Source organism: Bacteroides finegoldii DSM 17565, assembly GCF_000156195.1.
GTDB classification, from domain to species: domain Bacteria; phylum Bacteroidota; class Bacteroidia; order Bacteroidales; family Bacteroidaceae; genus Bacteroides; species Bacteroides finegoldii.
In genome coordinates this window covers 98,604-115,603 of the sequence record NZ_GG688317.1, presented here as the reverse complement: position 1 = coordinate 115,603, position 17,000 = coordinate 98,604, and the positions used below count along the sequence as shown (strand labels likewise).

General features: G+C 42.4%; 9 protein-coding genes. 1 reads left to right on the top strand and 8 read right to left on the bottom strand.

Annotation, left to right across the window (positions count from 1 at the left end; genetic code table 11):
• The first annotated feature begins 12 nt into the window (after positions 1–12).
• Positions 13–1,551, top strand: coding sequence for a YifB family Mg chelatase-like AAA ATPase (locus BACFIN_RS18805; RefSeq protein ID WP_007747744.1), 1,539 nt, complete (start codon positions 13–15; stop codon positions 1,549–1,551).
• Positions 1,552–2,081: 530 nt separating this feature from the next.
• Here the strand turns inward: BACFIN_RS18805 and BACFIN_RS18810 are convergent.
• From BACFIN_RS18810 to BACFIN_RS18845, 8 genes are all read right to left on the bottom strand, one after another.
• Positions 2,082–4,625 (bottom strand): glycoside hydrolase family 31 protein, encoded by a 2,544-nt coding sequence (locus BACFIN_RS18810; protein WP_032839076.1) that lies wholly within the window; start codon positions 4,623–4,625, stop codon positions 2,082–2,084.
• 84 nt (positions 4,626–4,709) lie between these two features.
• Entirely contained in the window at positions 4,710–5,771 is a 1,062-nt protein-coding gene (locus BACFIN_RS18815; protein ID WP_007747739.1) for a family 43 glycosylhydrolase, read from the bottom strand.
• A gap of 34 nt (positions 5,772–5,805) precedes the next feature.
• Positions 5,806–6,318: a hypothetical protein gene (locus BACFIN_RS18820; protein WP_007747737.1), complete on the bottom strand. Its 513-nt coding sequence runs from the start codon at positions 6,316–6,318 to the stop codon at positions 5,806–5,808.
• A gap of 24 nt (positions 6,319–6,342) precedes the next feature.
• Positions 6,343–7,488 carry a SusE domain-containing protein gene (locus tag BACFIN_RS18825; protein ID WP_032839075.1) on the bottom strand — a complete coding sequence of 382 codons (1,146 nt, stop codon included), beginning with the start codon at positions 7,486–7,488 and terminating at the stop codon, positions 6,343–6,345.
• 19 nt (positions 7,489–7,507) lie between these two features.
• A complete protein-coding gene (locus BACFIN_RS18830; RefSeq protein WP_007747735.1) occupies positions 7,508–9,400 on the bottom strand; it encodes a RagB/SusD family nutrient uptake outer membrane protein in 1,893 nt (630 codons plus the stop codon).
• A gap of 17 nt (positions 9,401–9,417) precedes the next feature.
• Positions 9,418–12,519, bottom strand: a complete 3,102-nt coding sequence (locus BACFIN_RS18835; RefSeq protein WP_007747734.1) for a SusC/RagA family TonB-linked outer membrane protein — start codon at positions 12,517–12,519, stop codon at positions 9,418–9,420.
• Positions 12,520–12,684: 165 nt separating this feature from the next.
• Entirely contained in the window at positions 12,685–14,715 is a 2,031-nt protein-coding gene (locus BACFIN_RS18840) for a hypothetical protein (protein ID WP_007747733.1), read from the bottom strand.
• Between the two features lie 220 nt (positions 14,716–14,935).
• On the bottom strand, positions 14,936–16,951 hold the full coding sequence (locus BACFIN_RS18845; RefSeq protein WP_007747732.1) for a glycosyl hydrolase family 95 catalytic domain-containing protein: 2,016 nt from the start codon (positions 16,949–16,951) through the stop codon (positions 14,936–14,938).
• Positions 16,952–17,000: the final 49 nt, after the last annotated feature.

Below are 17,000 nucleotides of genomic sequence, written 5' to 3'. Positions count from 1 at the left end.
CAGTAACCAAACGTGTTAATCAAAGTATTCGGAGCGGCTGTTCAAGGAATTGGTGCAACACTCATCACAATCGAAGTAAACAGCTCACGTGGCTGTATGTTCTATCTGGTCGGCCTTCCGGATTCTGCGGTCAAAGAAAGCCATCAACGCATAATCTCCGCTCTTCAAGTTAACGGTTATAAGATACCGACCAGTAACCTGATAGTCAACATGGCACCGGCAGATATTCGCAAAGAAGGTTCAGCCTACGATTTACCCCTTGCCATCGGCCTTCTGGGAGCCAACGGAACTATATCTTCCGAGAAATTCTCTCGCTACTTGCTAATGGGAGAACTGAGTCTTGATGGAAGCATACAGCCCATCAAAGGAGCGCTCCCTATTGCCATCAAAGCAAGAGAAGACGGATTTGACGGATTGATTATCCCACAGCAGAATGCACGGGAAGCTGCCGTAGTCAATCAACTGAAAGTTTATGGCGTCAGCAATATTAAAGAAGTCATCGAATTCTTCAATAATGAGCGAGAATTAGAACCAACCATAGTCAATACTCGAGAAGAGTTCTACGCCCAACAAAGTAACTTTGAATTTGATTTCGCCGATGTAAAAGGGCAGGAGAATGTAAAAAGGGCATTGGAAGTAGCGGCAGCCGGCGGTCACAACCTGATTATGATAGGTGCGCCCGGAAGCGGGAAGTCAATGATGGCAAAAAGATTACCTTCGATTCTTCCTCCCCTCTCTTTAGGAGAAAGCCTCGAAACAACCAAAATACACTCCGTAGCCGGAAAGCTAAACCGAAATTCCTCACTAATAACCCAACGCCCTTTCCGAGACCCACACCACACTATTTCACAAACTGCCATGGTAGGAGGAGGGAGTTTTCCCCAGCCCGGAGAAATAAGCCTAGCGCACAACGGGATTTTATTTCTTGACGAACTGCCCGAATTCAGCAGAAACGTACTCGAAGTACTACGACAACCGTTAGAAGATAGGCGCATCACCATTTCCCGCGTAAAAAGCAGTATAGATTATCCTGCCAGCTTCACATTGGTAGCCTCCATGAACCCTTGCCCATGTGGTTATTACAATCACCCGACCAAAGCGTGTGTATGCAGTCCCGGACAGGTGCAGAAATACCTGAATAAGATTTCCGGTCCTTTGCTCGACAGGATTGATATTCAGATTGAAATCATCCCAGTCCCTTTTGACAAAATCTCCGACCAACGAAGAGGAGAGTCCAGTGCCGCCATTCGTGAACGTGTAATCAGAGCTCGTCAGATACAAGAAAAACGCTATGCTGAGTATCCGGGAATCTACTGCAATGCACAGATGAGCAGCAAGCTATTATCCATTTATGCGCGACCGGATGACAAAGGACTTTCCCTGCTGCGAAATGCAATGGAACGCCTCAATCTTTCCGCACGCGCATACGACCGTATATTGAAAGTAGCGCGTACCATTGCCGATCTGGAAGGAAGTGAACAGATTCTTTCCGCTCATTTGGCAGAAGCCATCAGTTATCGGAATCTGGATAGAGAGAACTGGGCGGGATAGAGAGTCGCCTTCCGCTCCATCTTGTAAAAGTAAGAGACTACACTATTTGTATACTATAATTACCTCAATTCCGAAAGATACCACACAAAGGAAAACGTTCCATCAAATATCATTACAGCTTAGTACATAAACGTATGATACATTTATAATAAACTTTTGAGCAGTTTATTATAAACGGTATCCAAGTTTATTATAAAATCTCAAATTGCGAATTCGACTTTTATCGTCTATTTTTTACAACAAAAAAGGCTGCGAATTTTGTGGAATTCGCAGCCTTAGCCTATATCAGATATTCTATTTCTTGGTATAGTCCAAGAAGAGAGAGAACAATTGTCACTATATTATACTACTTCTATATTCATTTTTATCTAATTTTTCAGTTATTATCAGGCAGAAATCCATTTCCTTGAGCTACAAAGATACAACATTAAAATGCATTTGTCAAGTCCCTAACAGGTTTCAGCCTGAAAAACAAAAGAGGAAAGTGTCCGAAAAGGGTTTCCTCTTCATCATTCCGTCCATCTACACTCTTATTTCCAGCAAATAGACTGCAAGAACCACGCCTTATTATCGTCATTCAAACCTTGGCGTTTCAGAACTTCCGGAAAATCATTATAACTTTTCCAGAAATCGGAAACTAAAGAAGAAATCTTGTCCGGAGCATAAGTAACTGCTTCACTTAAACTTCCCATCTTACCAAATTCTTCTTTAAAGCAAATATATGAATCACGATATTTCAACTGCTCCATAGATTTGGCAACTCGTCTCGATGCTCCCAATAAACCGTTCATATCAGCCGTTTCCGCAGGATAAACTATCTTAATGACCTTTTCCTGGTCGCAAGACAAAATCGGCAAATCGACAGAAAGAGCAAACTCTTCACCTAAGTATTCGTATTTTGCAGGTTGTCCGTTCACAGTAACAGATTGCGGGACAAGCGATGAGAGCACCTTCACTTTAAATGAACGGAAAACAGGCATATTTTTATATTGTCCTTCACGCCTACCAATAACAATTGTTTGTTCCTGTCCCCGGCGGGAAGCCGTCAGTTTAGTCACAGCATATTCTGACGCATAATTCTTATCGTTTCCATTATCCTCGTAGAAACTAAAGGAAGACGCCCCATTTCCACCGGGGAATACGGTAATTACAACTTCTTCGTCATTGCCATTCAAGTTCATTACTTTGCTTGTATACATTGGCAATACAGCGCCTGCCTTTACATAAATCGGATATTCGTCGATAGCAAAAGGACGCTCTACAATCTGACCGCCTTTCAGTAAAGTACCGGTATGCAGTTCATACCACTCACCTTCGGGCAACCACGCACGCACCTGTACATAACCATCCTTTGCCGGAGCCGTAGCGGGAGCAACCAAAATATCATCTCCAAACATATATTCACTGCGGAATTCATAAGCCTCTTTACTTTCCGGATAGTCATAATACATCGGACGGCAAAGTGACAACCCTTCATCATACCCTTTACGGGCCATCGTGTAAATATACGGAGCCATCTCATAACGCTGCCGGATTGTCTTACGAAGAATATCACAATACTCTTTGTTAAACACCCACGGTTCTTTATTCAAACCGGCACTCTTTTGCGAGTGCGTACGCATAATCGGACTTAGAGCTCCAAATTGCAACCAGCGAGTGTACATTTCCGGATCGATACTTTCGCCGATATGTCCGCCCAAGTCATGGCTCCAATAACCATACAATACATTAGAAGCCGTAGAATTGAAATAAGGCTGAAAATCCAATGATTTCCATGATACAACCGCATCACCTGAAAAACCGACCTGATAGCGATGATTTCCCAAACCTCCCCAACGATGGTACAACATAGGACGCGTATCCCGGTTCTTTTCCATATTACTGAAAAAAGCATAATTAATCCACCAGGTATTACTCAAATTCTTCATTTTCGGGTCATAGATCCCTTGTTGCCAATCCAGCCACCAGAAATCAACCCCGTCTTTCTCCATCGGAGTCAATACATTCTTGAACATATTCTTGATAAACTTCTTATCTGAGTTTATCCATGGAATCGTTTGTTTGGACTGAGGATCAACTCCCATATCCTTTGCCAGTTCAGGATATTTTTCTTCATAAGAAGCCACTCCATCCGCAGGGTGCAGGTTGAGGGTTATTTTCACGTCATTTTGTTTGAGGTATCCGAGGAATCCTTTCGGATTCGGAAACAGGTCCCTGTTCCAGGTCCAACCAGTCCAACCGCCTTTTCCTTGTTCCGTATAATGCCAGTCCATATCTACTACCAATACATCCAAAGGAATCTGATACGTATGGAAATTATCAATCAAATTACGGAATTCCTTATCAGAGTACAGCCAATAGCGCGACCACCAGTAACCGAACGCATAGCGGGGTGGCAACGGCACTTTTCCGGCAAAAAGAGTATAATCTTTCAGAGCTGCTTTATAATCATGTCCATAAGCCATGAAGTACCAGTCCTGCCCGCCATTAGCCGGACGCTCTTTCACCCAATCCCAATCCTTATCATTATCAAACAGAAGTCCTTGCGAATCATCGATGAAAGTCCAGCCGTCCGTAGCCAGCAGACCATCTTCCAGTTTCAGTTTTTCACCCTTCTTTGTATCAGCCACCCAAGTCTGTGTCTGCGTATCACCATCCATACCATCCAATGTACGATAAGTACCTTTCAAGTTACCCTTCTGTTGCATACCGGGTTTCCAGGAAAAAGGCAGCATTTCTTTAGCTGCGGTGATAATTAAGTTCTTATCCGTAAACTGTCCGCTGTTTTTCTTATAACGCATCTTCATCTTAGAAGTCGTTATTTCAACCCATCCTCCTCTTGTTTTCAGTTTGTAATCTACTTGAGGATACAGGCGATTGATAGCCATGTGCGATCTGTCGTCTACAAATTTCCCATCCAGAGCATATTCCAAGCGGAGAGCCCCGTCGGAGATGACTGTGAATCTCACGTTATCATCCGTATATGCGATATTCCGTTGTGTGTTTTGTGCTTGCAGTGCAAATAGAACACTTTGTAAAATGCAAAGCAAAATTAGCAGTATTTTTTTTTTCATAACATTTTTAAAATCTATAAAATTAAAATCCGAGAGCAAAATTAGGATAATTGCAGCTATATAGCTGCAATTATCCCATACCAATTACTTATTATCCTTGAAAGCAGGTGCTTCCGCCTTCACAACCGGACCATCTCCTACGAGATAAGGCCATCCGTTGTCATCCCAATACACTCTATCAAGCAAGACTACGCGACCCAAAGACGGATCGGCAGTGCGGTAAGCGTGATAGATTATCCAGTCTTTACCTTCATCATCTTGTACTATTTCAGCATTGTGCCCTGTACCCAGGAATGCATCATTCTTATGTATCAACACCTCATGTTTGTTATCGTTCATCTTTTCGCCCGCCTTATTTACATAAGGACCGAAAAGATTCGTAGAACGGCATACCACCGTCTGATAGGTACTATTCGCACCTTCACAGCAGGTACCGGTAGAACAGAACAGATAATAATAATCGCCTCTTTTCAATATATAGGACCCTTCGTAAGCATTCGTGTTTCCGGTGTTGGCAGCAACTTGGATTTTTGTTGCTTTCGCATTCTCTATTCCACCTTTCAACGAAAGGCCATCCTCGCTCAACTCAACTCCCCAAATACCATACCAGCTTCCCCAAAACAGGTACTTCTTGCCGTTATCCTCGATATAGAAAGGGTCGATACTGTTGTGCACGCCAATCTCATTGCTCCGGAATAACTTACCTTGGTCAGTAAACGGCCCTTCCGGTCTATCCGAAACGGAAACTCCAATACCACAAGTTTCTCCACCGCCCCATTTGGACAAAGAGTAGTACATTACATATTTACCATCGATATAATTAATATCCGGTGCCCAGATACCAGCATCCGGCTCCCATGACGGTTTTTTATCTTCCTCATAGGCACCACTCACATAAGTCCAATGTACCAGATCCTTAGACTTATGTATCCATGTATTACCTCCCGTAGCGTACAGATAGAAATATCCATCCTCTGCCTTTATCACTGTCGGGTCCGGATTATCGGAGTCTATAACCGGATTTGAATACCACACTTTGTCTTCCAACGGTGTTTGCACCGTTTCACCTTTCTGCTTGTCACTATTACCGCACCCCCAAGTGAATAGGGAAATCATTCCAAGCGCGATTATATTTTGCATATACATAAGTTTTGAGTTTTTCTTGTTAATTGTTACTATTCTATTCCAAATCCGGATTTAACTCCACACCGGGACCCAATATAATATCGATTTCAGAGGTCTTTGATGCCTTAGCTGCTTCGGAAGTAATTGGCGTACCATCTGCCTGGAACGCTTCCAATGTAATGCTCAATTGAGCTTCCTTTTCATCCAATCCAAAGGTTCTCATGTATTCCATTATTTGCCGGTTGGTAAAAAGCAACTCACGCACTCCGTTGTAGGTCAGTATACTCTTATCCTCTATATCCAGAGTTTTAGTCGTTTCTGCATCTTTTTCCCACGCCAAAGTTATAACATATTTCGATGCTGTTTCCATATCCAACCAACGATATACAAAAGCAACCCCATTTATATTCTCTTGTACAATTTGTACATAGTAATTTTCAGATTCCACTTCCACTCTCGGTACACGGGGTTGTGATTCGCCCGCACCTTCTACGTCACCGCATGCTCCCAATACAACTATATTGGCAAGCAAACAGATTATAATAAACAGTTTTTTCATGATTTTCATATTTTAATAAACTCATTACGAAGATTACTCGGCAGGATTCAGATATATCCTCATTTGGTTAAGGTCCACTGTCAAGGTGTATTTACCATCTGACGCAACGCTCCATTTCAAGTCGCCACCATTGTCCTGGTATCTCGCTTCCCCAAGTTCATGCTCTGCTGCCGGATTAGCTGCCGCATGAGGAGCAAAGAAAAATCTACCACCCCAGTCAAGGTCCACTGAAAGTTTGAATTCATTGCTACCACCATTATAATAGAAATTACCTGTATAGGTCCAAAGCTCAGGATGGCGCGGGTCCTTACTTTGCAGAGCTCCTTTCTCTTTAGCAACTCCCAAATCCCAACCTACCTCGCAGGAATTACCGACAATCCAAATACCATCCTTCGGCAAAGGATACAAACTGACTATGTTAACATCAAATACGTTCAGATCAACCACCATTGTATATGTACCGCTCTTTGTATTCTCCAACATCTCATAATCACCTTCTTCCGTTACATACTGCAAAGAGTTATCTCCATTTTCGCCTTTCATGTAACATGGATAATCCGATTCTGCACTGAGCGCAAAGAAGTACTTGCATGGTTTCAATTCTGCCTGTGACTGGTAGATTCCCGAACCGACAACTTTTTCCGTCATTCTTCGCATAGACCTTTCACCATCTTCCGTTATCATCACCATATAAATCGCAGTAGCATTCTTATCATACCCGACCACATCGAATTGTGTTTTCGACAATTCCGGTTTCAAATACTGAGCAGACGAATTCACTTGAGCGATTACCTCTGCCTCGATAGTAACTTTATCTCCGGGAAGTATGCTCCAAGAAGCCAAAATATCATTCAGTTCATTATGCGTGAAGCTGATAGAGCGTTCTCCGGCTTCAATTTCATATAAGCTAGTGACATTAGAGTGTAAGTCCGCCATATACATTCTAAAGAAGTAAGCAATATTGGCGTCAGCACCGCCACGCTGTGCTGCAGCGTTCCACGTAAAAGTAATCGCAGTCTCATTCTCCTTCTCTTTCTCCAAAGTAAGGTCAGCAGAAGAAGTCCTTAATAGCATCTGGTCTGCAGGCGTTTCCAGTGTGTAGTACTCCGGATCTTTATTACAGCTCGCTACTATCGATGCCAGAAAGAGCAAGCATATTAATTTCATTATCTTATTCATAATCATGCTTTTCATTTAATTAATTCCAGAAAGGAGCCTGAACAAGGTTAGGATTCTTATTTATCTCCTCGAAATATACCGGCATCCAATACATTGCCTTTTTCCATACACGCGTTTGGAATACAGTTCTCTTATAGAACTCATTACTGTTCGTTCCACCATAATTCATGCCATAGTCATCTCCACACATTTCAGGAAGACTCTCAATGATTCTCCAACGGCGGATATCCGACCAGCGTGAGCCTTCGCAACAAAGTTCAACACGCCGTTCCATACGAACTACCTCACGTACTGCCAGTTGATTGTCATCTACATGAATATATTTAGGGTCATCCAATGAAACAGTATTCAATGTATACTGCCGCACACCTGCACGTTCACGCACCTTATTTACATATTTCAACGCTTCCTCACGGGATACCTTATTATCATAAGCCTCATTGATTGCTTCGGCATAATCAAGGAAAGAAGCTGATAAACGGTACAAGAACATTTGCCGCCATTTATAACTGCCATTCTTCGGATTATCCTGAGGATATACTTTTTTACGAACCAAATAACCATTTTGAGGAGCATCGTGTGTGTAGTCGTTATCTTTCTGGTTCTTAAAGAACTCATATTTACGTCCGGCTAAGGCATACCAAGAACCATTATAACTCACCGTTGTATAGAAACGCGGTTCGCGGTTGCAATACATATTATAAGTCCCTTCTGCAGTCACTTCTCCCTTTTGTCCTGTTCCACCTGTCCACTCAGTGACTCTTATTTCTTTTTCTGTAGAGAAACCTCCTTCCACATATTCTGCATTGTCATCCGTTATCGGAAGCCCGTTCTTCATAAAGAAAGCATCTACCAGCCCTTGATATACTCCCAAACCATTTCCACCACCATACTCCTTAGTCACAGCCTTATTGGTATAGAACTGATAACTTTGATAAGCATCCTGCTTTGTGTAAGGGAACAGAATTTCCTTATTTCCATCCTGAAACTTGGTGAACCAAACATTTTCAAGCGAAGTGAAAGGGTCAATCTCTCCTTCTGCATTATATTCCACATACAAACGGTATCCAGCCTGGTCTGCCTCATCAAGCAAAAGTTTACAAGCCTCAGCAGCCTTTACCCACTTTTCCTGACTGTAAGTAGAATTAAACAGTTCTTCTCCCTCCTTATTCTTATGCCCGATGTACCACTCATTACCATTCACAAGCGGACTGGCTGCAAACAATAACATTTTTGCACGAATAGTCAGACACATAACGGAAGTGATACGACCATATTTCTCTACACTTTGCCATACAGGCGGCAATTGCTTTGCCGCTTCCAGCATTTCATTATCCAAATGACTGACAATCTCGTCAAACGGTCTCTGTCCCACCATTAAGTCCGAAAGAGTAAAGTCAGTAGGAGCAATGTAATTGGGTCTAAAAGGAATCGGTCCATAAGTCTCCAACAATTGCCACCAATAATAAGCTGCAAGGAAACGCGCTTCCGCTTTCATATAATCCACTTCTTTCTGTGACAGATCGGCCTCAGGCAATGCATGCACCCGCTCAATAAATATGTAAGCCTGGCGTATTTTCTGAGGAAGACCATCCCAGAAATTGCCCGCCCATTGTGTATTAGGCGTCCATCCACCAAGAATCTTAGTGATATTAGGCCAGTCCCACTGTTGCCAGCGTGCGGAAGCAGTCAGGTCATCCGCAAATACTTCCCATCCGTATGTATTCAACCAGTCATTTCCCGGATTAGGAATACGGCTGTATACATTAGCCAGCCAAGATTCTACCTTTGTCTTATTTTCAAAGACCATATCTATATCAATCTCCGTATCCGGTTCTTTGTCAAGATACGTACAGGAACCCAACGATACGATGCCTATCAATCCGGCAAATATATATTTCTTCAAACTCATGATCGTCTTTTTTTAAATTAGAAATTCAGGTCAACTCCAAACATAACGGAACGCATAGCAGGATAACGCAAACCGGTATCAGTATCCAATTCCGGATCCCATAGTTTGAACGGAGAAAAACAGAAAAGGTTATTACCGCTCACGTAGAAACGAACCGACTTCGAATGTATCTTCTCGGTTATCATTTTCGGCAAAGTATATCCCAATTCCAAAGTCTTGAGACGCAAGAATCGCATATTCTTTTTCCACCAGGTGGAGCTCCGGTAGTTTTGCCGGTTAGGCTCTTCCGACAATCTTGGCCAAAACACATCCTGAGAAGAATTCTCTTCTGTCCACCGGTCATTATAGTTGGAATAGACATTTCCTTGCAACGTTTGTCCGCTGCCCGGAATAAAGTATGTAGTATTACCGATTACACGATAAGTATCGCCTGTCCCTTGAAAGAAAAAATTCAAGTCCCAGTTCTTGTAATTTATATTACCACCGAATCCGTAAACAATACGCGGGTCTACTGTTCCGCCAATATAACCTTCATCTGCATCAGTAATGAAACCATCACCGTTCATATCCACATATTTAATATCACCCGGACGAACCTTGGAAGCTCCTACATCTTGTGTCGGTATACCGAACTTTAAATTACCATCCGCATCAAAGTCATCTGCCGTAAACAGTCTTTCTGCCTGCAACCCCCACAAAGTATTCAATGAACGTCCTGTCAGCCCTTTGTATGTACCTACCACAGATTCCGGTTCATCATACTCGTCTACCCGATTGATAGCATAAGTAAAGTTAGAACGGAAACCTATAAACCAATCTTTATTGATTTGTTTACTATAATTCAAAGAGAATTCTACACCACGATTAGTCACTTCACCAAAGTTAGCCCATGGATTTGTCAAGAATCCGGTTTGTGACGGAATAATTTTACGCTGCATGAAAATATTAGTACGCTTTTCTTTAAATACATCTACTTGCAGTTCCAGTTCATTCCATAAGCCCAGTTCTACTCCAAGATTCATTTTTAATGCAGTCTCCCACGTAAGGTTTTCCACTCCTACTTCTCCTTCAGAAATACCTTTACGTTCAATCTGCCCTGTATCACCCCAGTGATACGTGTCTGCATCTGTCTTCAATGTTGTCATATAGGCAAAACGTCGTCCACCAATATCATCATTACCAACTTTTCCTATAGATCCTCTTAATTTCAATTTACTCAAAGTATTTCTGAACTTATCCATAAAAGGTTCTTCGGATATAAGCCACCCAACTGCAAGAGAGGGGAAAAATCCGAAACGTTTTCCTTTGGCAAAATTCTCCGAACCGTTATAACCAAAGTTAAACTCCGTCACATAGCGGCTATCGAATGTATAAGAAAGACGCCCCGCAATACCTTGCTTTCTATAAGGCTGTACACTACCGTTGTCAAAACTTTGCTGATTATACAGGAACAATGCATCCACATCATGTTTTCCGAAAGTACGTGCATAAGTCAGCGTTCCTTCAAAGTAGACCCTCGAATTTCCATATTCACCTTTATTGCCATGTCCCAAAGAATCATCTCCGTATTTCAACACCGAATGAATCAGGTTACCCTCTATATCACGACCGGTAGCAATAGTATAGTAAGTCGCATTCTTGCCTCTAGTTATCGAACTCTGATTCCAGCGGTCGAACGAGAATGACACTTTCGCTTTCAATCCCGGAGTGATCATTTTCAGGTTCTGCTCAACAGCAAACAAAGATTGAATCTGTGAGGCCGTAACCACATCATATCCACTTTGTGTCACAGCAGCCCAAGGATTGACTCCGTTGATATTCATGATAGGAATTGTTCCGTCAGAGTAACGGGCAGGGTGCACAAAAGGAGAAGTCATAAATGCCCTGTCGAAAGCATTGTCCGTACTAAAAGCCTGCTTACGGTGCGTCTGCAAGAAACCGCCGACATTCAAACGCAGTACTGTCGTCTTGGTAACATCCAAATCGACATTGGCACGCATGTTATAACGGGTCAGCTTCATTCCGGTGTCATAAGGCAATGTCTTGTCCGTTTCCATAATTCCTTTCTCACCGAAATAAGAACCGACCAATGAGTACCGGAGAAAATCGGAGCCACCCGAAACCGTTAAATTAGCACGAGTAGAGTAAGCGTAATCTTTCGTTATTTGATCCAGCCAATTTACATCCGGATACAAATCCCGGTCATATCCATAACGAGTCCTGTCAATCTGCTCCTGGCTGAATGGCAAGCGTGTCCTGTCTTCCGTAAGTTCGTTCAATAATGCCATATGATCGGCTGCACCGATAAACTCAGGAAGTTTTGTAGGTTCTGAAATAGAATGTTCCACCCGAAAATTCACAGAAGGAGCACCTATCTTACCACGTTTTGTATTAATAACAATCACACCGTTCGCACCGCGCACACCATACATAGCACTTGCCGAAGCATCTTTCAATACAGAGAACGATTCTATTTCCGCCGGGTCGATATGATTTAGATCACGTTCAATTCCATCAACCAATACTAGTGGCGACTGTCCGCCAGAGAAAGAGGCAATACCACGAATCCAGAAATTAGAAGAATCGTACCCGGGTTCACCGGAACGCTGAACAGCTATCACACCGGCAATTTGTCCCGCCAAGTTATTAGTAACAGAACGTGAAGACCCCACCTGCAACTTCTTTGGCTGCAATGTTTCGATAGAACCGATAACCGACATTTTTTTCTGACTACCATATCCCGTAACCACCACTTCTTCCAGCGCTTCAATATCTTCCTCAAGAATCACATCAAAGTTAATCTTGCTTCCAACTTTTATTTGCTGGGTTTTAAATCCTATATAGGAAATCTCAATTACGGAACTTTTTCCCGGCACATCCATATAGAAATGTCCGTCCATATCCGTTATCACTCCAGTGCCTCCTTCTTCCATAACGCGTATATTCACACCGGGAAGAGGATTTTTGTCCTTATCGGTTATCGTACCACTAATACGAATACCTTTCGCCTGCTCCGACAGATTCGTCTTACCAGCCATAGAATGTACAGGTAAAGCGGAGTTGGCACTTGTTCCATAGTACAACAACAAGCAAACAAACAATGCTTTCTTCAAATCCATAATATTAAATTTAAAAATCTCATAATAAATACTTTATCTCTAACCGAGTGAGAGCAAAAGTAGGCAACCAACGCAAAATATAATAAAACAAACAATTCAATAATTAAAAGAATTTGTTCAAAATCAAATTAAAATATAATAGATATATATTCTGACCTATTTATGTCATTTCAAGAAATACTCCGCACGCCCCGGAGTGAACAACTCCCACAAAGAAGCTACCGTCCAACCCGGTGCAAAGATATCATTATAATATCCCTTCCCGTTTTTTCCATAATCCCAATTTGTGTGCTGAACAACTTCCGGATAGTAACCGGGCTTAGCCACTCCGCATAAATGCCCCTCATGAGGCAGAAGTTGGCGCATAGAAGTAGAAATGACTTCTGCAAATTGCGAGAAGCGGGGTTCTGCATATTCCTTTGACAGCCATCGCAACACAGAAGCAAACTCAAACACAAATACATCAATATGGTTGTTTTCCACCGACACATTGCCCCAGCCGCGGGTTTTCAGACCAATATCTCCCAACATCTGTCCCTGCGCGAAAGGAACATCCCATACATAATACCATGACAAGGCAAAATAAGCAGCTTTCTTCGTCAGGTCTGCATAATGCCGGTGCTCGTCTCCTTTTGTAATCAATGAAAGATAATAGGTAGCCGTAGCAGCATACAGAGATGCCTCCTTGTCTTCGCAGTTGGCATCAAGTGTGGACGAGAAATAGTCGGCTTTAGAAATCAATACTTTCTCCAGATAATCCGCAGTCTGCTTAGCACTGGCAAGGTATCGCTTGTCTTTGAAATACTTGTATCCCATTACCAGCGGCAAAGTAGCCGAAGGAGTACTTCCCCCACTAGTGTCAACTATCGTAAAATCATCACGAAACTTGCGAGGGAAACTACCGTCAGCCTGTTGCAACCGCAAAAGTATATCCAGCATATTTTTCATCTTCTGCTCCCATTCGGGATGACGACGCCCGTTCTCTTTTTCATAAGCAAGAAAGTGCAACATAGCATAGATTCCTTCGGACTGACGGCGTATACTGTGCACAGGATCTTCATAGCCTTTATCAAAATCGACCGACTCTTTGAAGAAACCGACCGGAGTAAAGCCGTTTTTCAAGTAGCTATCAAACACTTTCATACTATTTGCTTTCAAATCCTCCCTATCAGATTGGTGACCATATTCCCAAGCATTGAATGCATTAAGGAGCACACGACCAATAAATCCTACTTCCGCCTGCCCGTTACTCTGGCAATTTTCCGTCATTAGATGTATTCCCGAATTATAAACCAACGGATGTCCTTCTACGAAGCTACTTATAAAGAATCCGCTAAGAACTTGCTTCATATCCGTTATGGAATAAGGAGTCTCCACAGGTTTAGGTCCATAAGTGTCATAACTATATTCCCATGCATGGCGTATAAAATCAGAATAATCATCAGCCTTATTCTCCTGAATCTCCCATGTCAGCAGAACAGTCTCCCCTTTTTTCAGGAATTGAAAAGCTTCTACCGCAGGTGCCAATGTCAGCTTACGAATATAACTCTTGGGAGCTTCACGATAAGGAAAGCCAAAAGAGAGCGCAGTTATTCCGTCTTGATTCTCAAATCCGGTAAATCCTAGAGACGTTTTACCTGAAAGGATAATTTCTCCTTCCCGATGAGTGCTCAAGGCTTCTTCTGCAAACTTATCGATACGGCTCACAGTCACAAAGTGTTTTTCTTTTTCCGAATAAACACCCGTAAGCGGTGCGCTTAGCCTGTCTTCACGCACCAACCAACTATCTGAAGAATGGAACGAAGGCGCATCTTTAGGCGAACGGAGATTCCGGCGATACCAGAAACCCGGCATATAAAATTGACAATCATCATGGCGATAGCCTGTTGATAGCCGTTGACTATAATTAAAATAAATATCTTCGAGTGCTGTTATACAGACATTTACCCGTAATTTTCCATTTACATCTGCCACCCTCTGAGTGATTGTAACCGGAATGCTTTCAGAAGCTTCCAATAAATAGGATGAACGGTTATTCCCCAATTGCTGCAAGTTCAGTGAATACCTTTCAGCTACATTTCCCGGCACTTTCAACGATATGGACGCTGAAATATTTTCCGGAACATAGTTGACAGCTTCAGCAACTCCGACATACAGTGTAATAAGCGCCCCGCAAAACAAACATTTAAAATTCATGCAAACCTGATTATATGAATCAGTAAAGGATACTGGTTCTGTGTTAATACTAAGTTATTACTGCAGCAAAAATAGGGGTTTGCACTTATTTCAGGTATTAAAAACAGGTCAATAAATGAAAGTTTAGTCTCAATCGGGCTAAATGAAAGCAGAAATCAACGAATAATGTTTCGTACAGTGTGTATATATGTATACTTCACTACACCAAGACTTAACAATGTTATTTTTGCATCCGGACATAAGTCTTTCTATCCGGTCCCACTCCTGTTATCGTCAACTTCTTCCAATGTTTCGGCAGTTTTGAGAAAAGCTGCTTGATGCCATTATCTGTAACTTCCAAACCACAAAAACCATTAATGACAGTTTGTAAAAGTCCTCCCGCACCAGTTACAAAATAAGGATTCGTACCTCCTGCACCTTCGGAAATAACGCCAAACGGAGGTAACTGGTTAGGACGGAAACTTTGCACAAACAGTTCATAAGCTTTATCGCCTTCGCCAAGGCGTGCATATTGCAAAGCCAACACTGAGAAGGACATTGCAGGTCCGGTTTTATCTATTTTATCTTCATAATACTCCAAGTCCTTACGGATTTCTTCAGGACGAGTTATCAGATTTAATGGATATACCAGCAAATTGGCATCCGCTTGTTTTATTGCCTGTCCGTTATAGCCTTCATACTCCATAGTCACTCCATTCTCGAATTTCGGAATCCGTAGTTTTGAGGCTATCTCCTTCCAGATTGCAGGTGCTTTAACACCGCATACCGCAGCAGCTTTAGCAGCATCTTGCAATGCACGCATAGCAGCACCATTGGTAAATGCATTATCATCCACCCCTTCAGCATATTCATCGGCACACACCACATTGCGAATCGAATAAGAACCATCCTCATTATTCTTTTCTACACGACTTACCCAAAATTCCGCCACTTTCTCCATCAAAGGAAAACCTTCTTCACGCAACCACCGTTTATCACCACTCATACAGTAATAATTCCAGGCCGCGATAGCAATATCGGCAGTGATATGATGTTCAAAAGCTCCGGTCAAGGCCCAAGTAGGACATGACTCTTCTCCAGCATCATCACTTTCCCACGGAAACATGGCTCCCTCATATCCATAGCTCAATGCTCTCTGACAGGCGGCTTCCAGTCTGTCAGTACGGTAGTCCATCATTGTCCTTGCAATGCCCTGATTCATGAAAAGCATAGGCGGATACATCCATAACTCGGTATCCCAGAAAATATGCCCGTTATATCCTTGGGCAGAAAGCCCGAAAGGAGAGATACTCAACCGGCTTCCCTTGCGTGCATTAGAGTAAAGATTATAAAGTGCAAACCGTACGGCACGCTGCGCCTCGTCATCTCCCTCAATCATAATATCCCCTTCCCACAGTTCATTCCAAAGTTTCCGGTGTCCATCCATCAGGCGGTTCAAACCTTCTTTCGCACCATAAATCACTTCACGGTCCGACTCATTATACGGGTCTATAAAATCACGTCCGGTACAGACGGAGCCTAATAAAGCGAAAGAAAATTTATCTCCTTTTTTTAATGAAATAGCGATTCGGTTGGTTCCGTCATATTGTTGCTGCAGGTTTGGATTTTTATCATAAATAAAAGCGGAAGAAGCTGACACTTTCTGTTCACGGTATTTGGACAAAGCCCAGGTACGTACTATTTTCAGTTCGTTTCCATCGACATTCACACTCACCTGTTTCGAACCGGAATTCTTATATTCATCAGGTACTTCAATGGGATTTTCCACTGATAAATACATATCTTCCAATGCAGCCACCTCTACACGCACCAGTCCCGCATAAGGCATATTCCTTAAGGCACAGATACTATAAGAGATATCCGCTTTTCCACCATAAGTGAAATGCGTATCGTGCGTGGCGGCTTTCATATCTATGCACTGTCCCCATCCCGAGATATTATCACCACTCACTCCCTGTCCATCAATCTGCATTTGCAAATTAAACGGGTTGATTCCTCGCAACACACGGCTCACATCTTGGGGAGCGGCAGCATCAAATACATGATTCAACATGACATGACGAACGGAGAAAGGTTCTTTCCACGGTAATATACCGATACCGCCATTCGCTACTGCTGCGCCATAATAAGTTCCTTGATAATCAACAGCCTGTATTTTCCACAAACTTTCTTGTCCGTTTGCCTTTATAGCCAAAACTGATACCAGACAAAAAAATACGATAAATAAATTCTTCATATAATAGCATATTTAATTAGTTAACGACATTTTCTACTCAAAAGTAAAC

What these genes read in the sequence shown, in the direction of transcription:
- BACFIN_RS18830 (WP_007747735.1), bottom strand. Translation starts at nt 9,400, where the DNA reads ATGAGTTTGAAGAAATATATATTTGCCGGATTGATAGGCATCGTATCG.
- BACFIN_RS18810 (WP_032839076.1), bottom strand. Translation starts at nt 4,625, where the DNA reads ATGAAAAAAAAAATACTGCTAATTTTGCTTTGCATTTTACAAAGTGTT.
- BACFIN_RS18820 (WP_007747737.1), bottom strand. Translation starts at nt 6,318, where the DNA reads ATGAAAATCATGAAAAAACTGTTTATTATAATCTGTTTGCTTGCCAAT.
- BACFIN_RS18835 (WP_007747734.1), bottom strand. Translation starts at nt 12,519, where the DNA reads ATGGATTTGAAGAAAGCATTGTTTGTTTGCTTGTTGTTGTACTATGGA.
- BACFIN_RS18845 (WP_007747732.1), bottom strand. Translation starts at nt 16,951, where the DNA reads ATGAAGAATTTATTTATCGTATTTTTTTGTCTGGTATCAGTTTTGGCT.
- BACFIN_RS18815 (WP_007747739.1), bottom strand. Translation starts at nt 5,771, where the DNA reads ATGTATATGCAAAATATAATCGCGCTTGGAATGATTTCCCTATTCACT.
- BACFIN_RS18825 (WP_032839075.1), bottom strand. Translation starts at nt 7,488, where the DNA reads ATGAATAAGATAATGAAATTAATATGCTTGCTCTTTCTGGCATCGATA.
- BACFIN_RS18840 (WP_007747733.1), bottom strand. Translation starts at nt 14,715, where the DNA reads ATGAATTTTAAATGTTTGTTTTGCGGGGCGCTTATTACACTGTATGTC.